Source organism: Noviherbaspirillum agri, from assembly GCF_054780595.1.
This window is the reverse complement of the sequence record NZ_BAAGWA010000003.1, coordinates 97165-120359: the sequence shown is the minus strand read 5'-3', so window position 1 is coordinate 120359 and position 23195 is coordinate 97165. Positions and strand designations below refer to the sequence as shown.

22 protein-coding genes are annotated in these 23195 nt (G+C 60.0%); 9 read left to right on the top strand and 13 right to left on the bottom strand.

What is annotated here, in order from left to right:
* The first annotated feature begins 207 nt into the window (after positions 1-207).
* Positions 208-1776: a methyl-accepting chemotaxis protein gene (locus tag ACYVIA_RS06135; protein WP_460838959.1), complete on the top strand. Its 1569-nt coding sequence runs from the start codon at positions 208-210 to the stop codon at positions 1774-1776.
* A gap of 138 nt (positions 1777-1914) precedes the next feature.
* Here the strand turns inward: ACYVIA_RS06135 and hemN are convergent, their stop codons facing one another.
* From hemN to ACYVIA_RS06115, 4 genes are all read right to left on the bottom strand, one after another.
* The gene (gene hemN / locus ACYVIA_RS06130; RefSeq protein WP_460838957.1) at positions 1915-3312 is read right to left on the bottom strand and encodes an oxygen-independent coproporphyrinogen III oxidase; all 1398 of its coding nucleotides are present in this window, start codon (positions 3310-3312) and stop codon (positions 1915-1917) included.
* 318 nt (positions 3313-3630) lie between these two features.
* Positions 3631-4845: a trans-sulfuration enzyme family protein gene (locus tag ACYVIA_RS06125; RefSeq protein ID WP_460838955.1), complete on the bottom strand. Its 1215-nt coding sequence runs from the start codon at positions 4843-4845 to the stop codon at positions 3631-3633.
* Positions 4842-5276, bottom strand: a complete 435-nt coding sequence (locus tag ACYVIA_RS06120; protein WP_460838954.1) for a PAS domain S-box protein — start codon at positions 5274-5276, stop codon at positions 4842-4844. The genes ACYVIA_RS06125 and ACYVIA_RS06120 overlap by 4 nt, the downstream gene beginning before the upstream one ends.
* A gap of 361 nt (positions 5277-5637) precedes the next feature.
* Positions 5638-6072, bottom strand: a complete 435-nt coding sequence (locus tag ACYVIA_RS06115; protein ID WP_460838952.1) for a MarR family winged helix-turn-helix transcriptional regulator — start codon at positions 6070-6072, stop codon at positions 5638-5640.
* A gap of 142 nt (positions 6073-6214) precedes the next feature.
* Here ACYVIA_RS06115 and ACYVIA_RS06110 point away from each other — a divergent pair, with 142 nt between their 5' ends.
* The 3 genes from ACYVIA_RS06110 (at position 6215) to ACYVIA_RS06100 (ending at position 9091) form a co-directional block, all read left to right on the top strand.
* Positions 6215-6823: a hypothetical protein gene (locus tag ACYVIA_RS06110; RefSeq protein WP_460838950.1), complete on the top strand. Its 609-nt coding sequence runs from the start codon at positions 6215-6217 to the stop codon at positions 6821-6823.
* 49 nt (positions 6824-6872) lie between these two features.
* A complete protein-coding gene (locus ACYVIA_RS06105; RefSeq protein WP_460838949.1) occupies positions 6873-7481 on the top strand; it encodes a recombinase family protein in 609 nt (202 codons plus the stop codon).
* 107 nt (positions 7482-7588) lie between these two features.
* A complete protein-coding gene (locus ACYVIA_RS06100; protein ID WP_460839708.1) occupies positions 7589-9091 on the top strand; it encodes a B12-binding domain-containing radical SAM protein in 1503 nt (500 codons plus the stop codon).
* Positions 9092-9238: 147 nt separating this feature from the next.
* Here the strand turns inward: ACYVIA_RS06100 and ACYVIA_RS06095 are convergent, their stop codons facing one another.
* Genes ACYVIA_RS06095 through ACYVIA_RS06085 form a run of 3 tightly spaced genes read right to left on the bottom strand, consistent with a single transcriptional unit; the run spans position 9239 to position 11013 of the window.
* Complete coding sequence (locus tag ACYVIA_RS06095) at positions 9239-9628, bottom strand: DUF2784 domain-containing protein (RefSeq protein WP_460838947.1); 390 nt, start codon at positions 9626-9628, stop codon at positions 9239-9241.
* Positions 9629-9652: 24 nt separating this feature from the next.
* The gene (locus tag ACYVIA_RS06090; protein WP_460838945.1) at positions 9653-9781 is read right to left on the bottom strand and encodes a hypothetical protein; all 129 of its coding nucleotides are present in this window, start codon (positions 9779-9781) and stop codon (positions 9653-9655) included.
* Between the two features lie 14 nt (positions 9782-9795).
* Positions 9796-11013 carry an MFS transporter gene (locus tag ACYVIA_RS06085; protein WP_460838943.1) on the bottom strand — a complete coding sequence of 406 codons (1218 nt, stop codon included), beginning with the start codon at positions 11011-11013 and terminating at the stop codon, positions 9796-9798.
* Positions 11014-11354: 341 nt separating this feature from the next.
* On the opposite strand from ACYVIA_RS06085, the gene ACYVIA_RS06080 reads away from it, so the two are divergent.
* The 3 genes from ACYVIA_RS06080 (at position 11355) to ACYVIA_RS06070 (ending at position 13723) form a co-directional block, all read left to right on the top strand.
* Entirely contained in the window at positions 11355-12848 is a 1494-nt protein-coding gene (locus tag ACYVIA_RS06080) for an AlkA N-terminal domain-containing protein (RefSeq protein ID WP_460838941.1), read from the top strand.
* A gap of 2 nt (positions 12849-12850) precedes the next feature.
* Positions 12851-13333 (top strand): methylated-DNA--[protein]-cysteine S-methyltransferase, encoded by a 483-nt coding sequence (locus tag ACYVIA_RS06075; RefSeq protein ID WP_460839706.1) that lies wholly within the window; start codon positions 12851-12853, stop codon positions 13331-13333.
* Between the two features lie 102 nt (positions 13334-13435).
* Positions 13436-13723, top strand: a complete 288-nt coding sequence (locus tag ACYVIA_RS06070; protein WP_460838940.1) for a hypothetical protein — start codon at positions 13436-13438, stop codon at positions 13721-13723.
* Between the two features lie 622 nt (positions 13724-14345).
* On the opposite strand, the gene ACYVIA_RS06065 is transcribed toward ACYVIA_RS06070, so the two are convergent.
* From ACYVIA_RS06065 to ACYVIA_RS06040, 6 genes are all read right to left on the bottom strand, one after another.
* Positions 14346-14549 (bottom strand): glycine zipper 2TM domain-containing protein, encoded by a 204-nt coding sequence (locus ACYVIA_RS06065; RefSeq protein ID WP_460839704.1) that lies wholly within the window; start codon positions 14547-14549, stop codon positions 14346-14348.
* Between the two features lie 407 nt (positions 14550-14956).
* Positions 14957-15301, bottom strand: a complete 345-nt coding sequence (locus ACYVIA_RS06060) for a DUF4870 domain-containing protein (protein WP_460838939.1) — start codon at positions 15299-15301, stop codon at positions 14957-14959.
* A gap of 74 nt (positions 15302-15375) precedes the next feature.
* Positions 15376-17985 carry a DNA topoisomerase III gene (locus ACYVIA_RS06055; protein ID WP_460838937.1) on the bottom strand — a complete coding sequence of 870 codons (2610 nt, stop codon included), beginning with the start codon at positions 17983-17985 and terminating at the stop codon, positions 15376-15378.
* 229 nt (positions 17986-18214) lie between these two features.
* Complete coding sequence (locus ACYVIA_RS06050) at positions 18215-18691, bottom strand: Smg family protein (protein ID WP_460838935.1); 477 nt, start codon at positions 18689-18691, stop codon at positions 18215-18217.
* Positions 18692-18908: 217 nt separating this feature from the next.
* Positions 18909-20030 (bottom strand): DNA-processing protein DprA, encoded by a 1122-nt coding sequence (dprA, locus tag ACYVIA_RS06045; protein WP_460838933.1) that lies wholly within the window; start codon positions 20028-20030, stop codon positions 18909-18911.
* A gap of 18 nt (positions 20031-20048) precedes the next feature.
* Positions 20049-21128 carry a LysM peptidoglycan-binding domain-containing protein gene (locus tag ACYVIA_RS06040; protein WP_460838931.1) on the bottom strand — a complete coding sequence of 360 codons (1080 nt, stop codon included), beginning with the start codon at positions 21126-21128 and terminating at the stop codon, positions 20049-20051.
* A 177-nt stretch (positions 21129-21305) separates the two neighbouring features.
* Between ACYVIA_RS06040 and def the strand changes: the two genes are divergently transcribed.
* Positions 21306-21839 carry a peptide deformylase gene (def, locus tag ACYVIA_RS06035; RefSeq protein ID WP_460838930.1) on the top strand — a complete coding sequence of 178 codons (534 nt, stop codon included), beginning with the start codon at positions 21306-21308 and terminating at the stop codon, positions 21837-21839.
* Positions 21840-22018: 179 nt separating this feature from the next.
* Positions 22019-22972 (top strand): methionyl-tRNA formyltransferase, encoded by a 954-nt coding sequence (fmt, locus tag ACYVIA_RS06030; RefSeq protein ID WP_460838928.1) that lies wholly within the window; start codon positions 22019-22021, stop codon positions 22970-22972.
* Positions 22973-23195 lie beyond the last annotated feature (223 nt).

Here is a 23195-nt window from a genome sequence, read left to right as displayed (position 1 = left end):
TATGTTGGAATCGTGCGGCGGTGAAAGAATTTTCAGCAGGCATTGCTTGCCCGCCTCGACAAGTCGATCCATTATTGACGATGGCGGTATTCAATTTGTGTCGGATCGCTCCTGGCGCAGTGAAGCCGTCTGTCTCATGGCAACAGCAGGAAATGTCGCCCATTGAGTATCACGGATTCACAGGAATTTTCATAAATGGAGGGTGACATGAACATCAAGAACATGAAGGTAGGAACACGTCTGGCGATCAGCTTCGGGAGCGTTTGCTTCCTGCTGTGGGTGATCGTCGCCATTGGTATCAGCAAACTTTCGGCGCTCAACGACGACACCGAATCCATCGTGCACGACCGTTGGCCAAAAATCGAGCTGGCCACGGAAATCATGATGCAGACCGACCGCATCGCGCTAGCACTGCGCAACATGATGCTGACCGATAACCTGGAAGACCGGCGGAAACAGGTCGATGACATCCTGGATGCCAGGAAAGCCATCGCGAAGGACGTGGAGAAGCTGGACGCGCTGATCGTTCTGCCCAGAGGAAAAGAGCTGTTGCGCCAGGTGGCCGAAGCACGCACGCAATACCTTGCCGGTCAGGACAAGCTGATCGCATTGATCAATGAAGAAAAACACCCGGAAGCACGCGCCTTTCTTTCAAACGAACTGCGTCCGATACTGAAGAAGTACAAGGAAGCATTGCGCGGCATGGTGCAGTTTCAGGTGGAACTGATGGAAGCGTCCGGCAAGGCGGCCAACGACAATTTTGCGCAGGCACGTACGCTGATGATCGCGCTTGGTGTGGTGGCGCTGCTGATCGCAGCAGCGATCGGTTTCGGCATGACGCGTTTCCTGCTGAAGCGCCTCGGTGGCGAGCCCGACTACGCCGCCGGCATTGCAGCGCGCATCGCCGAGGGGGACCTGACGGTGGACGTGGCAGTCAAGCAGGGCGACCAAACCAGCATGCTGCATGCAATGCGTCTCATGCGCGACAGTCTCGCGGAGATCGTGGCGCAGGTAAGAAACGGCACCGACACCATCGCCACTGCATCCGGTCAGATCGCCGCCGGCAACCAGGACCTGTCGTCACGCACCGAAGAGCAGGCCGGCTCGCTGGAAGAAACCGCGTCGTCCATGGAGGAGCTTGCCTCGACGGTGCGCCAGAACGCAGACAATGCACGGCAGGCCAACCAGCTCGCCACGTCCGCGTCGGATGTCGCCGGAAAAGGCGGATCAGTCGTGTCCGAGGTGGTCGATACGATGGGCGCCATCAATGAATCGTCGAAGAAGATCGTCGAGATCATCTCCGTCATCGACGGCATCGCCTTCCAGACGAACATCCTCGCGCTGAACGCCGCCGTGGAAGCGGCGCGCGCCGGCGAGCAGGGGCGCGGCTTTGCCGTGGTGGCGTCGGAAGTACGCAACCTCGCGCAGCGCTCGGCCGCCGCCGCGAAGGAGATCAAGAGCCTGATCGATGACTCGGTAAACAAGGTGGGTGCCGGTGCAAAACTGGTGGATCAGGCGGGTGCGACGATGCAGGAAATCGTCGCCAGCGTGCGTCGCGTGACCGACATCATGGGCGAGATCTCTGCCGCCAGCCAGGAGCAGACCGCCGGCATCGAGCAGATCAACCAGGCCATTTCACAGATGGATGAAGTGACGCAGCAGAACGCCTCTTTGGTGGAGCAGGCTGCTGCGGCATCGGAAGCATTGCAGGATCAGGCGCGCAACCTGGCGCGGGTGGTCGGTGTGTTCCGTATAGGCGGCATGCGGGCGGCATAGTAATTCGCCTCCTGAACCCACCTCCTGAATCCGCTTTCTGATCGAGCAGATCGGGAAGCGGAAAGCTGGAAGGAATGTGCAGGGGATTCCTTCCAGCGGTATTGCGCCAGCCCCTGTGGGACAGGCGCGTGCCGAGGATCAGATGAGCTTCGAGTACGTCGAGCCTGTCGGCTGCGAGAGATAGCGGTCGAAGACCATGCCGATTGCGCGCACGAAGAGCCGGCCTTTGGGCAGGATGCTGAGCGCGTTTCGCTGCACCTCCACCAGACCGGCATCGGCGTAGGGGGCAAGCGCAGCCAGTTCCGAGGCAAAGTAGCTGGCAAAGTCGATCCCATATTCGCGCTCGAACCTCTCGAACGGCAGCGGCATGCTGCACATGATCGTCATGATCACGTCGCGCCGGAGCACATCGTCCTTGCTGAGTTCGAACCCTTTCTCGACAGGCAGCCTGCCCGCCGAAAGGTGCTCGTAGTAGGCATTGATCGAGTGCGACGACTGGCTGTAGGAATCGCCCACCTTGCCGATTGCCGATACGCCGAAGCCGATCAGGTCCGCTTCCGCACGTGTCGTATAGCCCTGGAAGTTGCGGTGCAGGCTGCCATCGAGCCGCGCGCGGCTCAGTTCATCATCCGGCTTGGCGAAATGATCGAGGCCGATGTACACGTATCCCGCGTCGAGCAGTCGCTGTGTCGACATCAGGAAAATCTGCAAGCGCTCTTCGGCAGAAGGCAGGTCGCTGGCGACGATGAGCCGCTGCGCCTTGAAGCGGTTCGGCAGGTGCGCATAGTTGTACAGCGCGATGCGGTCCGGCGACAGCGCGATCAGGTTGTCCAGCGTGCGGCTGAAGCTTGCCAACGTCTGCTTCGGCAGGCCGTAGATCAGGTCGGCATTGGTGGAGACGAAGCCATTCTTGCGGCTCTCGGTCACGGCGTTTTCCACCATGTTCAATGGCTGGATGCGATTGACGGCCTGCTGCACCGCCGGGTCGAAGTCCTGCACGCCGAAGCTGTTCCGGTTGAAGCCCAGTTCGGCCAGTCTTTCCAGCGTGCCGGGCCGTACCGTGCGCGGATCGATCTCCACGCCGAGCTCCGCATCCGAGGTGAACTCGAAATGACGGCGGATCATCGCCATTAGCTCGCCCAGTTCCTCCGAATTGAAAAACGTCGGTGTACCGCCGCCAAGGTGCAGCTGGGTGGTGCGGCGGTCCGGGCCAAGCTGGGCGGCAACCAGTTCCATCTCCGTGTTTAGGTGCCGCAGGTATTCGGTGACGCGCGAATGGTCCTGCGTGATGACTTTGTTGCAAGCGCAGAAGTAGCACAGCGATTCGCAGAACGGCAGATGGACGTACACCGACAACGGCGGATTGTCCTTGCGCCCGGCGCGTTGCCGCAGATACGACGCATACGTGTCTGCCGTAAAGCCGTTATGGAAACGGTCTGCCGTCGGATACGAGGTGTAGCGCGGCCCGGATTTATCGAATCGACGAACCAGTTCTTCAGAAAACTCGAGATCTGGGAAAAGAGAAGTGTCGCTCACTTGGTAACTTTCTGGAAAACAGTTATGCCAGTCGGACAGTCCGACCGATGTGGGGTTCCGTGCGTCATCTTCCCATAGGGACAGGATGCGCGTGGCATGGTACCAGCTTACTAGAAAAATGACGTGTTGCCGAAAATCTTGGCATGGTAGCGGTCGGTCGTTGGCTGCCGGCATATTGTCTGGAATGCATCCACTGCCGGCATTGAAAGATGGCCCGCTCCGGGATGTGCGGTCTTCCATGCGCCAAGGGAAGTAGAGGCGAGACAGCGTTTCTGTCTGCTTATACCGGACGCCTCACGTCGGTCAGGACAAGGCCTGTTATCGGCCTTCGTCCACGGCCAGCAAAGCCTGGTCGAGGTCCGCGAGAAGGTCGTTGCAGTCTTCCAGCCCGACCGACAATCGCAGCATGGCATCAGAGATGCCGCGCCGCTGCCGTTCTTCCGCACTCAGGTCATGGTGGCTGGTCGTGCAGGGTTGGGTGACAAGACTTTCTGCCCCGCCCAGGCTCGGTGCAAGGGTGAACAGTTGCAGCCGGTCGGCGACTTGTGCCGCTGCGTTGCCGCCGCCTTTGACCTCGATCGTCAGTACACCGCCAAATCCGTCCATCTGCCGCTGTGCCAGTGCGTGCCCGGGGAAATCCGGAAGGCCCGGATACAGTACGCGCGACACGCATGGATGCCGTGCCATGGCTTCGGCAATGGCTTGTGCCGAAGCATTCTGTTGCCTGACTCGCACAACCAAGGTGCGCAGGCTGCGCGACAGGAGCGCGGCGGTTTCGGGAGCGAGGATGGAACCGAGATTCTTGCGCCAGTCGGCGACGGGCGCGAGCAACGCGCGCGATCCCATCATGGCGCCGGCCGTCAGGTCGCTGTGGCCGCCCAGGAATTTTGTTGCGCTATGCACCACGATGTCCGCGCCGAGTTCCAGCGGGCGCTGGTTGGCCGGTGACGCAAAGGTGTTGTCGATGGCCAGCAACGCGCCGCTGTCATGCGCCTTCGCCGCGATGGCGCCGATGTCCACCACTTCCAGCGTCGGATTGCCCGGTGTTTCGCAATAAACAAGTTTGACGCCTGCGGCAAGCAGTGCGTCAAGACGGCCTGTCTCGTTCGCAAGCAGGAAATGCGACTTGATGCCTAGCAGGCCTAGCTGCGACGACAGCAGCTCCATCGTTCCGCCATAGACGTCGCCGACACAGGCGATGCCATGACGGCCATGTGCCAGGAACAGCGCACTGATGGCCGCCATGCCGGAGCAGAATGCCAGCGCATGTTCGGCGCTTTCCAGTCCGGCAAGCGTTTCCTCCAGCGCCAACACCGTCGGGTTGTGGCCGTAGCGCGTGTACAGGGAGCCCGGCGTGCGGCCTTCCACCACGTCGAGCAGGACGGCACTGGACGGAAAGGAAAACGTCGTCGTGTTGTAGAGCGGTACATAAGGGCTGCCGAACGCGTCCTTGTGTGCGCTGCCATGGACTGCGCGTGTCGCCAGGGCCGTCTTCTGATTGTTGCTCATGTGCTTGCCCGTGACCTTGCTCATGGATTTTCACCGTTCGGGTTGCTGTTTTTCCTTGCTTCTCGTTCCCGGTTGATGCGTTCAGTGACATCGCGGGCAACGGCTACCGAACCATGAACCCCGCTCTCGTCCGCCACCAGGGCGAAGCTCATTTCAACGTACAGCTTGTCGCCGGACTTGTGCAGGCCGCGCGTGACGGTCGGACGGCCTTCCAGCCGCGTGAACCCTCTCTTGATCGCAGCGTCAAATCCACGCCAGTGCGCTGCGCGAAGGTGTTCCGGGATGATCAGGTCCAGGCTGCTGCCGATGGCTTCGCTGGCAGCAAAGCCAAACATGGATTCCGCGGCGCGGTTCCAGCGCTGGATGATTCCATCGCGGTCGGCGTAGATCACCGCCTCTGCCAGCTGCGCGAGGATCAGGTCTGCAGAAGGGGCGACTTGGTTGCTGACATTCATACCATGCTCCGTGAGGATTGAACGTGAGCGCAAGCAGTGACACTCCGTGTACGGCGAGAGACACGGCGCGAGCCGAAGGCTTGCAACCAGACAAGCTGGATGTGCTTGCGCATCCGGCTCCTTCCTTGCAGGCATCGGGATTGCCTGCCACGCAGTTGAAGTTGAGTGCCAAGGCTTCGCAACACAGACGGACGAGCAAAGCGCATGCCCGTGCGCTTGATTATATATCATGTTGTGATATATTGAGGCGTGATCTACCGGATGAGGTGTATGGGGTGCGACATGAGAGGCAGGTCACCGGTTCGCTTCTGCGCTGCCATGACGACAGCGCGTGATCCGGCGGAATGCAAAGGCGGTGTAGTCAGTCGTCGCGGGAGAACATGGATACGTCGGGTACCGTGAGCGAGCCATCAAGGTGCAGCAACTGGTCCAGGTGTCGCTGCGCGATTTTGCTCAGGAGCTTTTCTCCCTTGGGCAGCAGCACGACCTGCACGAAACGCTGGTCGCCTTCACCCTTGCGGCGTTCGACGAGCCCGGCTTTCTCGCAGCGGGTCACGAGATTGACGGTGCCGTGGTGATGCGCCTGCAGACGCTCAGCGAGTTCTGCGATCGTCGCCCACTCGCGGCCCGGATAACCTTTCAGCTGCAACAGCAACAGGTATTGCAGCACCGTGATGCCATGCTCCTGGCTGACTTCTTCACTGAAGCGAAGGTAGCGCCGGATCTGGTAGCGAAAGTTCGCCATGACCTCGTAGTCGGACTTGGAGAGCTTCTTGGGCGGCGGATTCTTGGTCATGTCGTCTGTATGGAATAGGAGCGTTGCATCGACTATCGGCGAAAAATTGTAACGCTTCAGCCCGAAAGCAAGGAGAGGCGCGACGCCGCCAACCTCAGACTCGCTTCCCGGATCTCAACCGAAACGCCAACAGGATGGTTCTATGAATCGACACGATGACGCAGATATCAACTGGCTGACCGGGGAATTCCTGGCCTACGCTGAAGAATGGGAGGGCAATCCGCAATCCTTTTCATGGAACAAGCTGAAGTCGCTGGCCGAGAAGGGCGCCACTGCGTACAACGAGGGCAGCGGCCCATCCTTTCATGCGCTTGCCCTCGATGGCGTTGCGCACGGCGAATTGCATTTCCGTTTCCTGGAGTATTCGCTCCTGTCCGGCTTTGATCCTTTCAAGCTCACCCGGTCCGGCACCGGCAGCGTGCCCGGTCCCGTCATCAACCACGAAGATCTGGCCGAGGCGTCTCTCGCCAACGCCTGGTCCGAGCGCATGCGCGATCTTCTCTTCGGCGAAGCCCGCAAACGCTTCGAGGTGCGGAACACCGCGGATGGGTCGAACGATGCCGTCAGCGCAGAAGCAAGGCGCATCATCGAAGCATGTGCCCCCTCGATCCCCCTCGACTTGCTCAAGAGGATGTCGCCCGGCATGGTGTCGGCGCATCCGACGCGAGTCGTTCGCCAGCCGGTGAATGCCGTCGAGGGCTATCTGAGCAGCGCGGAAGTGGTCGCCGAGAATGGCGCTACACCTTCCTGACAGACGACCAGTCATGGATGAACAAGAGATCCGCACGCAGGCCGCTTGAATGACAATCTTTGTTTACGCTCATTACGCGCATGCCGGCAGGCACACCCCGCCCGGAAAGGACGACCTGCCTTTCGCATTCGATACCGGCGACGCACCGGTCCGATACTTCTCGGACGAAAACGACGGCCAGCGTGACGAATGGGTGCAGCGCCCGCAGTTCAGGGTTTTGATCGGCGAAATCACCGGCAAGGATACGTTGATCGTCAACCGCCTCGATGACCTCGGTACCGACGCGCGGGAAATCGGGGCGACGATCTCGCTTGTCCTGAAACGCGGTGTGCGGCTCTTCGTACGCCAGATCGGCGACGTCGATCTTGGCACGGAATACGGGCGGTTGATCCTCAACACCGTGGACGCCTTCGCTGCGCTCGAACGCCAGCATCTACGCCAGCAATTGCAACGTCCCGCCGAAAGTGCACCGCGCTCCGGCCGACGGACGGCCGAAGTCCCGGGAAGGATGCGCACGGCCATCGTGACCGATTATTCACTCGGAGAAAGCATCAGCTCCCTGGCGCGCCGCTACAAGCTCCCGCGAACAGCCATCATGAAAATGGTGCGCCCTGCCTTGCCGGATGACTCTTCCTTTCCGCTGGCGTTCGGTGACTAAGACTTCACCGGCAACAACTGATCACCAGCCCTGTTGCCTGATCCCTTGTCGCCCGCACGCCATGTGCAGCGTAAAATGGCGACTTGCTGACCCGCCTCGTTGCTCCAATGACCATCCTGCTTGCCACCCTCAACGCCCGTTTCACCCATGCATCACTTGGTCTGCGTTACCTGCTTGCCAATATGGGCGATCTGCAAGCTTCCACACGCCTGCATGAATTCGTGATCGGGACAAAGACGACCGATGTCGTCGAACGCCTGCTGTCGTACAAGCCACGCATCATCGGGCTTGGCGTGTATATCTGGAACGTCGAGGAGACCACTCGCGTGGTCGCGGTGCTCAAGCGCGTCGCGCCCGAGGTGGCTGTCGTGCTCGGCGGACCGGAAGTGTCGCATGAGACGCAGGAGCAACCGATCGCGCAGATGGCCGATTATGTCGTGACCGGCTGGGGCGACATCACTTTCCCGTCGCTGTGCCGCCAGATCCTCAACGGCCCCAAGCCGCTGATGAAGATTCATGCCGGCGTGCAGCAGCCGATGGCCGATATCAAGCTGCCGTATGCGTATTACACCGAGCAGGACATCGCACACCGCACGCTCTACGTGGAAGCATCGCGCGGCTGTCCGTTCAAGTGCGAGTTCTGCCTGTCGTCGCTGGACAAGACCGCATGGCCGTTCGACCTTGACCTGTTCATGGCCGAAATCGAGTCGCTGTATGTACGCGGCGCACGCCTGTTTAAGTTCGTTGACCGCACCTTCAACCTCAACATCAAGTCCAGCCTGCGCATCATGCAGTTCTTACTCGACAAGCTTGCCGCGCATCCGGACGATCCGGTGTTCGCGCATTTCGAGGTGGTGCCGGATCACTTGCCCGATGCACTGAAGGCAGCCATCAAGCAATTCCCGCCAGGGACGCTGCAGCTCGAGATCGGCATCCAGAGTTTCAACCCCGAGGTGCAGTCCACGATCAGCCGCAAGCAGAATAACGAAAAGGCCGCGGAGAATATCCGCTGGCTGTGCGAGGAGTCGCATGCACACCTGCACGTCGACCTGATCGCCGGCTTGCCGGGCGAGGACCTCGACAGCTTTGCGCGCGGCTTCGACAAGCTGGTCGCAATCAATCCGCACGAAATCCAGTTCGGCATCCTCAAGCGCCTGCGCGGCACGCCGGTCATCCGGCACACGCAGACGTACGGCCTCGTGTTCGATCCGTATGCACCGTACACTATCCTCGCCAACGACCTCATCGACTTCGCAACGATGCAGCGGCTGGTGCGCTTTGCGCGCTACTGGGACATGATCGCCAACTCCGGCCGCTTTGCGCACACGCTACCTGTCATGCTCGGCGATGCACCGTTTGCGAACTTCATGGACTTCTCCGACTGGTTGTATGCGGAGACGGATGCGACCCACCGCATTGCACTCGACCGCCTCGCAGCGCTGGTGGCGCAATGGTTGCGCAGCCGCGGACATGACCCGGAACGCGTCACTGCGCTGATTGACAGCGACTACGCCGGCCAGGCGCACAAGCTGCACCTGAAGCCGAAAGCCAATACGGCAAAGGCCGAGAGCGCGGTACCGCAGCGGCAGACGCGGCATCTGGCCGCATAAGTTCGGGTGTGCCGCACAGGCTGTCACATGCGGCAGCTTGTCGGCATTGCGCACGACGTAGATTGTCTTGATCTGCTCTTGCGCATCAGGCTTAGGTACCAGCAGCTGCACCGGCGTTCCATCCGATTCCAGCCGGGAAGTCGCGCGTTATCCCGACGCCTTGTCTGAACCGGAGCGGCGCCGGATTACGTACGCGTAAACCGCGACATTGACGCCGAGCAGCATGAAGCCGAGCACATAGCGCAACTCCAGCGGCAGGTGCTCGGGATAAAGAATGCCGGAGACGAAGCGCTCGATAAAGCCACCGGCAAATATCACCTCACCCGCGCGCAGGCGCAGGTCATTCTCCAGTGGCGTCAGCGGACAGATGAGGTCGGCCCACTGCACCATCACGCCCCACAGCAGGGCAGGCACATGCAGCCACAGGATTTTGGGCCAGCGCAGGACGAGCAGGCCGCCGAGGCCCGAAAAAACGACGAAGACGAGGTGCAGTACCAGCACCAGATCAGCCAGCAGGTGATAGGGCGTTGCTTGCATGCCGGAATCGGCAGGGCAGGCCGGTCAAAAACAGAGGATGAAGCGATTGGCGAGGTCGACGACGAAGGCCGGCCGCAGGTAGCCGAGAAATGCGAGCCCGAGCACCGCAATCAGCGCGGCGCCGAGCAGTACGCGGACAAGCCGTTCACGCATGTGTTTCTCAGTCCTTAGGCAAGCGCCGCGCGTTGCCGCACGATTGCCTTTTCATTGATCGGCAAATTCACCAGCGCCGCAAACACGCCGAGCGCAATGGTGATACCCCACACGGTATTGTAGTTGCCGTCGCGGGTGAACAGGTAGCCGCCGAGCCATACGCCGAGGAAGCTACCGACCTGATGGGAAAAGAACACAAAGCCCGACAGCATCGACAGGTACTTCACACCGAAAATGCCGGCGATCACGCCGTTGGTCAGCGGCACGGTGGAGAGCCACAGCAGGCCCATCGCGCAGGCGAAGACATACACCGACCACGGTGTGAGCGGCGCCAGCAGGAACAGCGAGATCACGACCGAGCGGCTGATATAGATCGATGACAGCAGGTAACGCTTGGGCAGCGTGCCGCCCAGCTTGCCCGCATAGAAGGAGCCGAAGATATTGAACAGACCGATCAGCGCCAGCGCCATGACCGCCACACCCGGGTCCATGATGCCCTTGTCCTGCAGGTATGACGGCATGTGCACGCCGATGAACACCACCTGGAAGCCGCAGACAAAGTAGCCGGCCACCAGCAGCTGGAACGGCCGGTAGGTGAATGCTTCGCGGATCGCTTCCCGCACGCTCTGTTGCGGTCCGCTTGCCTTTTCCGACGGCTGTTCGCGCAGGCCGAATGCCATCGGCAGCATTACCAGACCGACCAGTCCGGCCAGGATGTAGAACGCGTTCTGCCAGCCGGCGGCGGAGATCAGCGTTTGTTCGACCGGCATCATCATGAACTGGCCAAAGGAGCTCGCCGCCCCGGAAATGCCGAATGCCCAGGAGCGCTTTTCTTCAGGGGCGGTGCGGCCGATGATGCCGCTGACGGCGCCGAATGCAGTACATGCCAGCGCACCACCGATCAGCACGCCCGAGCCGATGACAAAGGCGGTCGGTTCCGCGACCAGCGCCATCCATAGCAATCCGCCCATGTACATCAGCGCGCCGGCGATGACAACGCGCGCCGTGCCGAAGCGGTCCGCCGCCATGCCGGCGAACGGTCCGAACGCACCCCACAGCAGGTTCTGCAATGCGAGTGCCAGTGAATAGGTCTCGCGCGTCCACCCATGTGCCTGCGAAATCGGCTGCAGCCAAAATCCGAAACCATGCCGCACGCCCATGGCCAGGGTCAGCACCAGCCCGCTGGCGATCAGAACGTTTTTCAGTTGCGGTGGGCGGGTCGCGGTCAGCATGTTTTGTGTCTATGGAGCGTGAGGAAGGAGTCGAGTGTAGCGCAAAGCAAAAAAGCATGTGGCCCGGAAAATCGACCGGGCCAGCTTTTCGTTTAACAAAATGGATTCGCCGTCACTTCTTTCCCGGTTTCTGCCGCCCTTCAAAGGAGATGGTATGTTGCTGTCTACAAAACTTCTGATAGGTCTGGTGCCGAAAATTCACGTCTGCATCGAGTTGCCGAAACGGTGCTGTTCCGCATGCGTGGCCGCAGGATCGACATCCTCGCGCATCCACGACTTGTCAGTCGAATGGCGTCCGAAAACGGCTAGACGCTGTTCGTCATGGCGCGTATAACAACGCCATGGATACCGTCGTTCCGCCTCGCTCCGCATCCCACCGCGCATCCGCTCCAGTGCTGGACCGCGCGAGCTGCTATCGTGCGCTGGCAGCGAAAGACACCCGCTTTGACGGTGTGTTCTTTACCGGCGTGAAAACGACCGGTATCTATTGTCGCCCGGTCTGTACGGTCAAAACGCCGCGGGAATCTTCCTGCCAGTTTTTCAGCAGCGCTGCCGCAGCAGAAGCCGCCGGCTTCCGTCCCTGCCTGCGCTGTCGGCCGGAGCTCGCGCCCTATGCGCTGCAGCAGAACCTGGCGCATGCGGTTTGGCAGCGCATTGCGGCCGGTGCTCTGAACGACGGCGATATTGAGCGTCTGGCCGCAGAAGTCGGCCTCTCGTCACGCCAGTTGCGCCGCGTATTGCTGCAGCACTTCGGCGTGACACCGGTCGAGCTGGCGCAGACGCAACGTCTTTTGTTCGCGAAGAAGCTGCTGCAGGAAACACAGTTGCCGATGGCAGAAGTCGCATATGCCGCAGGCTTCGGCAGCGTACGTCGTTTCAATGCACTGTTCGCGCTGCGTTACGGCATGGTCCCGGGCGAGATCCGACGTGCGGCGCCGAAGGAAGGCGCAGCCGGCGACGTACTGACGCTGCGCCTCGCCTACCGTCCTCCCTACAACTGGCAGCGCATTACGCAGTACATGGCGGGAAGAGCAATCGCGGGAGTGGAAGCGGTGACGCTTGGCGCCGAGCCGGCCTACCTGCGCAGCATCCGTATAGGAGAAGCCAGCGGCTGGCTGCGAGTGATGCACCTGCCGCAGCGGCATCAGCTGGCGATAGAGGTCGCGCCATCGTTATCAGGTGTCCTGATGCCCTTGCAGGGGCGCGTGCGAAGCCAGTTCGACCTCGATGCAAATCCGACAGTCATCGAAGCGCATCTGTCCGGTGACCAGACGCTTTCTTCGCGCATCGCAGCGCATCCCGGCCTGCGCGTGCCCGGTGCCTTCGATGCATTCGAACTTGCAGTGCGCGCCGTGCTCGGGCAGCAAGTCAGTGTGGCGGGTGCAACGACCTTGTCCGGTCGCCTGGTGCATCGCTTTGGCGAGGCGGCGGACACGCCTTTCCCGCAGGTGACGCATCATTTTCCTCGGCCGGAAGCGATTGCCTGCGCGGACGAGGCGGATATCGCGGCGATCGGCTTGCCGCAGACGCGCGCACGGACGATCCGGCATGTCGCGCAGTTCGCTGCGCAGGGCGGCCTGCAGATGCCGCCGGGCGTGACGCTGGACGCCGCCGTCGCACGGCTGAAGACGGTGCCAGGCATTGGCGACTGGACTGCACACTACATTGCGCTGCGCGCACTACGTTTTCCCGATGCCTTTCCGGCAGGCGACCTCGGCCTGCAGAAAGCAGCGGCAGAACAAGGCGGACGACTCACAGAGAAACAACTCGCTGCCCGTGCCAGCAGCTGGTCTCCCTGGCGCGGATATGCGGCACTTGCACTTTGGATGACATGACCATGATCTACTTCACCGAACATCACAGCCCGCTCGGCCCCCTCGTGCTGGCAGCAACCGAGCAGGGCCTGTGCGGCCTATACTTTGAAGAGCATAAATATTTCAAGGGACCGCACGGATGGCAGCGTGATGATGCCCATCCGCTTCTGCAGAAGGCAGCACGACAGCTGGATCAATACTTTGCGGGGCAGCGCAGCACGTTCGATATTGATCTCGATTTGCGCGGTACACCGTTCCAGCAGGCTGTATGGCGTGCCCTGCAGGCGCTTTCTTACGGCAGCACGACCAGTTACGGCGAGATTGCGAAAGGACTGGCCAAGCCGGGGGCAGTGCGTGCGTCAGGGACGGCCATTGGGCGCAACCCGGTTTGCATCATCGTGCCATGTCATCGCGTGCTGGGCACATCGGGCGGGTTGTCGGGATATGCGGGAGGACTGGAGCGCAAGCGTTTTCTGCTCGCACTCGAAGGTGGTGTCAGAGAATGAAAAGGCCGGTGGTGTGCTGCGCCGTTCTCCTTCAGCAGGGGCCGGCGAGCACACTCACTGAAACCTGATTAACGGGAGCTGGAGCCGGAGCTGGAGGAGCCAGTGCCGGACGAAGTGCCGGTGGAGCCGGAAGAGTCGGTGCCGGTGCTACCCGACGACGAGCTGCCGGTCGAGCCGGAGGTGCCGGAGCTGCTTGAGGATGAACCACCGGTCGAGTCCGAAGTGCCAGAGGAGCTGCCGCTGTCGCTCGGCATGGTGGTGCTGCTGCCGGAGCTGCCGCTGTCGCTCGGCATGGTGGTGCTGCTACCAGAGCTGCTGCTGTCACTTGGCATGGTGCTGCTGCCGGAGCTGCTTGGGCTGGTGGTCGACGAGCCGCTGGAAGTGCCATAGCCGCCCGACGAGCCGGAGCTGCTTGGGGTGGAAACGGTGCCGGTGGCGGATCCCGAGCCGGAGCCCATGCCGGAGGATGAGCCGGAAGTGGTGCCAGAACCTTGGGTGCCGCACGCAGCCAACGCAACGACGCAGGCGAGAGGGATAGTCCATTTCAACATAGAGATTCTCCTAAAGAATAAATCGGTGAAGCATGAAATACCGCTCATGCCAACATTGCATGCATGCGAGTGATGAGAATCTTTCAACATCCGAAAGTTCCGGGAGATTTGTTTCTGAATTGTGACGAAAACAGCGGTGAAATGATTCTGGTGGAACAACGGAGCTACCGTGTGTCAGGGCGCCGCAAGCGCTATTCGGTGTGGCTGGGCCCAACGATATGGGGAGGAACAAGGACGCTTCGCCAAAGTGGCATAGTCCATGTCATGCCAAAAAGACGGCTTATCGCGTCACTTGCGAGGCTGCCGCACGCTACAGCAAAGTCAGGCCGGCAATGCGCAAGAGAGTGCAGCCTGACACGCAAACGCCTGCGCACATCCCGCAAGCCGACACCTGCGGAATACGCTTCTCCAAGTGCGCTGTGCCAGTAGCTTGTGACCTCGGTGCTCGGGAACAGGCGCTTTTACTTCCTGCGTTCGGTCACTTCGTTGCCGACGACACCACCTACCGCCGCGCCACCAACCGTGCCGAGCGTGCTGCCATCAGTGAGCACGTTGCCTACAACGCCACCGACGACCGCACCGGTGCCGATACCCACCTGTTGTTTCGTGGGGCTGCCACATGCGGAAAGAATGACTGCCAAGGCGCCCGCCATGGCTGCTGACATGATGGAATGCGAGAACATAGGACGCTCCGTAATTCCTGAAAGGAGACACATGCCTCTATGCATCGGAACTAATGAATGCAAGCAAGGAAGATGCGGAACGGGCATGTATGTCTTCGAGTGCAGCGCTTCTCCGGAAGTTCTGGATAGACATTTCGCCTTGAGATGGAATCCGCGCGCCTGCGCATGCAAGGCGCGCGGACCGGGCGATCATTCTGGCTAGCCGGCGATTGAAGAACGTTGCAAGCTGCCTGGATGACTACAAGTGATGATCGGTTGGGAATCCTGAGTCCGGGAAGCGCAGCCGTGCGGAGGTACAGCAAGCAGTGCAGTTCGAGATTGGTTGTGGCCGGCGAGGTGTGGCCGGCGAGGTGCGGCCGGCGAGGTGCCGCCAGCCGGGAGAGAAAATACTAACTGAGCAGGCGCAGTGCGAACGGGTAGCGGTACGATTTTCCCTTCGCAGCGGTTAGCGCTGCGAGCAGGCAGAAGATGAAATTCGCAAGGAAGACCAGCGGGAACAGCAGGATGCCGATCAGGACCACCTTCAGCATCACGCTTGCTGCCAGCGCGATCGCGATCGTAATCTGGAAGTTCAGTGCTTCCTTCGTCTCCTCGGCAACGAAGCCGCCTTCATCCTTTTTCATCAGCCACAGGACGAGGGAACCGATAAATCCGGTGAAGATGCCCAGCAGGTGGGCCAGCATGGCCAGATTGCGCTCGTCCTTTGTGGGGCTGGTGGTCATGATCTCGTTCATTGCGCACTCCTCAAGACATGTTCATGCATGCCGGGATTTCGCCTTGACGGCGACGCCGAAATCATGCCGCCTCTCTAAGCCGCTTTCTTCGCTGCTGTCTTCTTCGCCGCCGCTTTCTTCACGGCCGGCTTTGCAGCCGCCTTCTTCGCCGGCGCTTCGGTTTCTTCCTGTGTAGCGGCCGCCGCCTTGCCTTTGGCCGGCGCCTTGGCCTTGCGTTCCTCGAATTCGAAGCTCACCTTGCCGTTCTTGTCCCGCACCAGGAAAGCCTTGAAGGGGCGGCGCGTACGCTGCGAAATGAAGCCCGGCAGCAGGTCGGTCTTGCCGTCATTGAGCAGCTTGGTCATCTGCTCCGGCACGATTTCCTGCTGCAGGATGATGCGGCCGCTGCGGAAGTCGCATGCCTTCGGCTTGGCGACGGTTTTCTCGCACACGTAGGCCAAGCCCATTTCGTAGACATTGCTGCCGCACTTCGGGCAGGCGCCAAGCGGCGTCTGCTCGGAGAAATCGACGCCTTCGCCTTCTTCGCCTTCGTCCTGGTTCTGGCCGAAGTCGAATTCCAGCTTGTAGTTGTTGTTGTCCTCATCCCGCACGATCTTCAGGATCGCGGCAAACGGACGGCCCATCTTCGAGCGGAAGCCTTGCAACGGACCGATCTCGCGCTTGGCCAGCAATTCTTCCACTTCGGGGATTTCGAACTGACGGCTGCCCGGCACCTTGCTCATCGAGAACTCGCACTGCGTGCAGGCGAAGCGGCGATAGTTTTCCTTCACCACGCCGCCACAGTTCGGGCACGGCGTCTTCAGCGTCGCATAGTTGCCGGGAATGGTGTCCTTGTCGTATTCCTTCGCGCGCTTGACGATGATCTGCGTCATCTGCGCGATCTCTCGCATGAACTCTTCACGGCTGATCTTGCCGCGCTCCATCTGCGACAGCTTGTATTCCCATTCGCCGGTCAATTCGGGCAGCGTCAGTTCATCCACGCCGAGACCGCGCAACAAAGTCATCAGCTGGAATGCCTTCGCCGTCGGGATTAATTCACGGCCTTCACGCAGCAAGTACTTTTCGTTCAGCAGACCTTCGATGATCGCGGCGCGCGTGGCCGGCGTGCCGAGGCCCTTGCCCGCCATCGCTTCGCGCAGGTCTTCGTCTTCCACCAGCTTGCCGGCGCCTTCCATGGCGGACAGCAGCGTTGCTTCCGTGTAGCGCGCAGGCGGTTTGGTGACCAGCCCGTTCGCCGTCACCTTGTCGGTCTTGACCTTTTCGTCCTTGGCCACGGGCACCAGCGTGCCGGCGTTCTCCTTGTCCTCGTCGTTGGCAGCTTCCTTGCCGTAGATCGCCAGCCAGCCGGCATTGGTCATGACCTTGCCTTCGGTCTTGAAGGTATGGCCGGAGACTTCGGTGAAGCGCGTCGTGACCTGGAATTCCGCGGCGGGGAAGAATACGGCCATGAAGCGGCGCACCACCATGTCGTACAGCTTCTGTTCCGGCTCGGACAGGTTCTTCGGCGCCTGCAGGGTCGGGATGATTGCGAAGTGGTCGCTGATCTTGCTGTTGTCGAAGATGCGCTTGTTCGGCTTCACCCAGTTCTTGTTCAGGATCTGCTTGGCGAACTGGTGATAATTGTTGTTCTCGGCAACGACGTCCAGCGTCTGCCGCACGGTATTCAGATAGTCTTCCGGCAGATGGCGCGAGTCGGTACGGGGATAGGTCAGGACCTTGTGCTTTTCATACAGTGCCTGCGCGAGCCCCAGTGTGTTCTTTGCAGAAAAACCGAAGCGCGCGTTCGCTTCGCGCTGCAAGCTCGTCAGATCGAACAGCGCTGGCGCCATTTGCGTAGCCGGCTTGGACTCTTCCGTTACCGTTCCTTGCTTGCCGCGGCAAGCCGCGACGATCGATTCGGCAGCGGCCTTGCTCCACAGGCGTTCGGCCTTCTTTTCCGGATCGGTTTCATCCTTCTTGAACTTGGTGTCGAGCCAGCGACCTTCGTATACACCGGCCGCGCAGACGAACTCGGCACGCACTTCCCAATAGTCGCGCGGCACGAAATTCTTGATCTTCTCCTCGCGCTCGACCACGATCGACAGCGTTGGCGTCTGCACCCGGCCAACGGTCGTCAGATAGAAGCCACCATCCTTGGAGTTGAATGCTGTCATCGCACGCGTGCCGTTGATGCCGATCAGCCAGTCCGCTTCGCTGCGGCAGCGTGCAGCATCGGCGAGCGGCAGCATTTCCTTGTCGTCGCGCAGGCGCGCAAAGCCGTCGCGGATGGCCGCCGGCGTCATCGACTGCAGCCACAGCCGCTTGATTGGTTGTTTGGCCTTCGCATATTGCACGATCAGCCGGAAAATCAGTTCACCCTCGCGGCCCGCGTCGCAGGCGTTGATGACGGCGTCGACATCCTTGCGTTTGAGCAGCTTGTTCAGCACCTTCAGGCGCGATTCGGTCTTGGCGATCGGGTTCAGCGCGAAATGCGGTGGAATCATCGGCAAATGCGTGAATGTCCATTTGCCGCGCTTGACGTCGTATTCTTCCGGCACAGTGATTTCGACCAGGTGGCCGACGGCGGAGGACAGCACGTACTCGTCGGATTCAAAGTACTCATCGTGCTTCGTGAAGCCGCCGAGCGCCTTCGCGATATCGTTCGCGACAGAGGGCTTCTCCGCGATGATGAGGGTCTTAGCCATAAATATGATCTCGAAAGAGGCGCCTATTTAATAGTGGCGCGCATATACGAAGGAACGGCGGCCGGACCGGCGTTGATTTGGCTCAATTCCTGCGCGTGCTAACAGCGATCCGGGGATTTAGCGGCCAATGATAAGCGGGTTGCGGCGAAAACCGCAAGCGAGGAGAGATGCTGGATGTCAACCCAGGCAACGTGGTGAGGAAGCAACAGATCGGGGTGGGGGCGGAATTTCAGTGCAACAGACGAGGTTCCGCATCCTCGTCGTCAGAGAATAATTCATCGAAAATCAATGCATCCGGTTCCTTGCCTTGGCTCCACAACACCATCAGCACAATCACTTTCAGCTTGTCCAGCGTGACTTCACTTTTGCCGACCGCCAGTGCCCGCTCGATGATGATCTCGCGCTGCAACGCATCGATGACTTTGGCGGATTCGAGGAATTGCAGAAAGCCGACTGCCCCCGTACCCAGCACTTCGAGCTCCTGCGGTGCATAGAAACGCATGCCGAACGAGAACGCGGTTTGCTGCGGAGAGCGATCAGTATATTCGTGGGTGGCTTGTGCCAGGTCGGTCAGCCAGCCAATCGCTTGGGAAATCTCCTCTTCCTCGAAGCCGACCGCTGACAACTTCTTTACCAGCGCTTCCGAATCCGGGCAGGCGTCGGGGCGGTAATAAGTTTCGTAGAGGTAAACGAGAACGTCAAACATGATTCCACTGTACCGTTAAGGTTGCTATCCCGCAAGCAGCCGGGACAACCAGATTAAAAAATGACACTCTCGTGTTTCAGTGTCTCTTGCGACAGGGGGTATGTCAAGCAAGAAACGGTGCCAAGTCAGCAACAGTACAACGCAAGTACAACGCGACGTGCAAACTACAAGGGGCAGGATATCTTAAAAAGGCGGGCGGCAATAGCGCCAAATGGTATCAGGATGTTGCGAGCCGCCGCACCATTCCACCGGGAAGCATTTCAATCCTGCCTTCCAGTTCCAGTGTAAGCAACTCTGTATTGATCTGGGCAATATCGACGTTGCAGCGCATGGCCAGCGCATCGGGGGCAACCGGGTCAAAGCCCATCGCATTCAGCAAGGGAGAATCTTCCGGTGCCGGCTCAGCGGGTGCTGCTGCGGAAGATGGCGTGCGGTTGAGCTCGCTCTTGAAATGTCGAATCTCCTCCAGGATGTCCTGTGCGGATTCAACCAGTTTCGCGCCTTGCTTGATCAATAAATGGCAGCCCTTGGAAAGCGGCGAATGAATCGAGCCGGGGATCGCAAATACGTCGCGCCCCTGTTCGGCGGCCATTCGAGCAGTAATCAGTGAGCCCGATTGCGCTGCTGCTTCAATCACAAGCACACCTTGGGCGAGGCCGGAAATGATACGGTTACGTCGCGGGAAGTTTGCAGCGATGGCCGGCACGCCCAGTGCGTATTCGCTGAGAATGCAGCCGCCTGCGGCAATCTGGTGTGCGAGACCACGATTGCGGGCCGGATAAACAATATCGGCTCCGGTACCGATCACAGCCACCGTCGAACCGGAGCCGCGCAGGCCGCCTTGATGCGCAGCGGTGTCAATGCCCAGCGCCAGGCCAGAGATGATGGTCAATCCGGCGTGGCTTAACGTTTCCGAGAACTTCTCCGCATTCACGATGCCTTGTGTCGTCGCGTTGCGGCTGCCCACCACGGCTAGCGACGGACTGGAAAGCAGCTCCAGTCGCCCTTTCGCGTACAGGATTATTGGCGGGTCGGCAATGTCGAGCAATGTGCGGGGATAGTCGGCATCGGCAAGTGTGAGCACGAGATTGCCCGGCTGTTCTGCCCAGGCAATCGTCTTGTCGATCAACGCCTTCGTTTCATCTGAGGGCGAGGCGATCAGGGCGCGTGCAACCTTGTCGGATACGACAGTCTGCAGTGCGGAAAAACTGGTTGCGAAGATATCTTCGGGCAGCCCGAATGCATTCAGCAGCTTGCGCGCAGTATCCGGCCCGACACCAGGTGTCTGGTCCAGCCGGATCCACTGCGCGAGCTCATGCTCCCAACCCGGGTGTGCCATCAATACTGCGGTCGCTTCTTATTCCGGCGACTTCGCGATGTCGCCGATCTTCACGCTGTCGGTGACCTGCATCACGAGGCCGTACGAGATATTGTCAAACACGCGGAAGATAAACAGGCTACCGTACTGGTGGTCGGGCAGTTTGACGCGCGGCTTGTCCTTTTCGGTGCGGTCGATGATTGTTTCGCCAAAGCGATAGAGTTCGAGCACCGTGCCGACATCCAGCCCTTCGTTCTTCCCGCGATTGACGGAAACAATCTGGTTCTGGCCGGCCTGGGAAACGCCGCCATAGACCGACATGATGCGTGCATTCACCTGTTTTTCCGGCGGGTGCGGCATGTAGTTCAGGATTGGTGTCGGGGGCACTGGCAGCAAGCGGTCACCTACGCCCATCTCCTGTTTTGCGCTCACCACCTTCAATACATGTGCCTCGTCGCTCTTCTGTGCAGCACGATCGAGCTTGATGGTGCCGAGATAGGCTGCTTCGTAGCCGAGGATCGTTTGGGTTTCCGGATCTTTTAGCGGCGTGCCCGGGCGGAAGACCTGGAAGGAAGTGCCGTCGCCCAAATCGCCGCGCACATAAGCCTTGTCGTTGCGGCCCAGAAGGACGCGGCCTTCCTGCGTCGCGACAATGCGTGGTGCGGTACTCAGTTCACTTTCGCCGACGACGAGCGGTTGCGACAGGAAGGGTTCGATTGCATTGGATGGAATCGCGGGTACGGCATCCCTGCCGAGACCTTCGGTGCGGATCTGCGGGGACAGGCGCACGGTATCCACGGCGCCGCCAGCAACAGGCTTGCCCAGGCGCAGGCGGCCGGCAGCACGGTCGAAATACACGATTTGTCCCGGATAGATCCAGTGCGGATTGCGGATTTCCTCCCGGTTCATGCCCCAGACTTGCGGCCAGCACCAGGCATGCGTCAAGAACTTGCCGGAGATGTCCCACAGCGTGTCGCCGCGCACCACTTTGTGCTGATCTGGTGCGTCAGGCTTGAAAACGCAGCGGGGGGAATTAAATACTGTATCGGAGTCAGCCGCAAAGCCGGTGGAAGCGGAAGCCAAAGCGAAGAGAAGGGCTGCTGTGCTAAACTTTTTCATAGTCTGTCCGGTAAAAACGGCTGAATACAGCGTGATGACGAGTGCCGCAAGATGTTGTCAGATTTAGAATTTCTTTCTGGCAAAACTTGTCAAACTGAATCAAATTCTGCACATAAATCCTTGAACTAGCAAGATAAACGACACTCTTAGACCTCGGTGTTGTTGCACAAAAGCCGTATGCCTCTATTGAATATCCTTCGCTATCCCGACCCGCGTTTGCACAAGATTGCAAAGCCTGTGGCCATTTTTGACGAACGCCTGAAGAAGCTTGTCGCGGACATGGCTGAGACGATGTATGCCGCTCCGGGCGTCGGACTGGCGGCGACCCAGGTGGATGTGCATGAACAGGTTGTCGTGATCGACACTTCCGATACGCATGACAATCTGCAGGTGTTCATCAATCCGGAGATCATCTGGTCCAGCGAGGAAAAGCTGGTCTACGATGAAGGCTGCCTGTCCGTGCCCGGCATCTATGACGGCGTAGAACGGCCCGCGCGCGTGAAAGTCCGTGCACTCGATCTGCAAGGACAACCATTCGAATTGGAAGCGGATGGGTTGCTGGCGGTTTGCATCCAGCATGAAATTGATCATCTCAAGGGCAAGGTGTTTGTCGAATACCTGTCCCCCCTGAAGCGCAACCGCATCAAGACCAAGCTGATGAAAGAAGAGCGCGAAATCAGCCGTGACCGCAAGCTGGCGACCGCCCGCTAACTCGCGTGCAGTGCCCGCCGCACTGGCCGGATGGATGTTTTTCACGCAGAATCGGCTTTTATTGTTGTCAGAATGGCATGTGATAACTGCCGTGTAACGCGGGGCATTGATCCCGTGGGCGGCGCGAGAATGCTCTTCACCGGGGCGCTGGACGAATGCATGCAATACAATCCAGCCTCATGAAAATCATATTCGCTGGCACCCCCGAATTCGCCGCCGTGGCATTGAAGGCAATGCACGATGCAGGCTTCGACATCCGTTTGGTATTGACGCAACCCGACCGTCCGGCCGGTCGTGGCATGCAGCTGCAGACCTCGCCGGTCAAGCAGTATGCGCTGCTTCACGGCATTCCCGTAGCGCAACCTGTGTCGCTGCGGCTCAACGGCAAGTATCCCGACGTCGCACAAGAGGCGCACGACCTCCTGAAAAGCACCGACCATGATGTGATGGTCGTGGCCGCCTACGGCCTGATCCTGCCGCGCAGCGTGCTCGACATACCGAAGTACGGCTGCATCAACATCCATGCATCATTGCTGCCGCGCTGGCGGGGAGCGGCACCGATCCATCGCGCCATCGAAGCCGGCGACGCCGAAACCGGCGTCACCATCATGCAGATGGAAGAGGGCCTGGATACCGGGCCGATGCTGTCGATGGAGCGCCTGCCGATCGCGGCCGATGACACCACCGGCAGCCTCCATGACAAGCTCGCAACCTTGGGTGGGAGGATGATTGTCGATGCACTGCGCAACCTGGAAAGCGGTACGTTGACGGCGGTAGCCCAGCCCGAAGCGGGTGTGACATACGCAGCGAAAATTGCCAAGGAAGAGGCGGCGCTCGACTTCAGTCAGCCGGCGGAAGTCCTTTTGCGCAAGATCCGCGCTTTTAATCCCTTTCCGGGTGCCACAGGCTTGTTCAACGATGTTCCCGTCAAGCTATGGCGCGCAGAACTTGTGCCGCAGTCAACCCAGGCGGCTCCCGGCGAGGTGCTCGCCGCAAACCCGCAGGACGGGGTCGTGGTCGCTTGCGGCCGGGACGCATTGCGGATACGGGAACTACAGAAACCTGGCGGCAAACGCCTGCCTGCAGCGGAATTCCTCAAGGGTTTTCCGCTTGAAGGCGGCAGCTTTCACTAAAACGGCAATAGCGTCGGTCCGGCGCGTTGCGAGATAAGTCAGAAAACAGCCGCACTGGCCTGCCCGGTCGAGAGATTGAGGGAAGGGTAATTTACGCAAGCCTTTGATCTCACGTATAATTTTTGTTGCGCCGATTTGATTGCCAAAGTCAAAACCCAGCTTGCGGGCGCCAGGGTGAAGTCCCACTAACAAATGCAGCTAAAGCGGACATCAGACCCGGTCC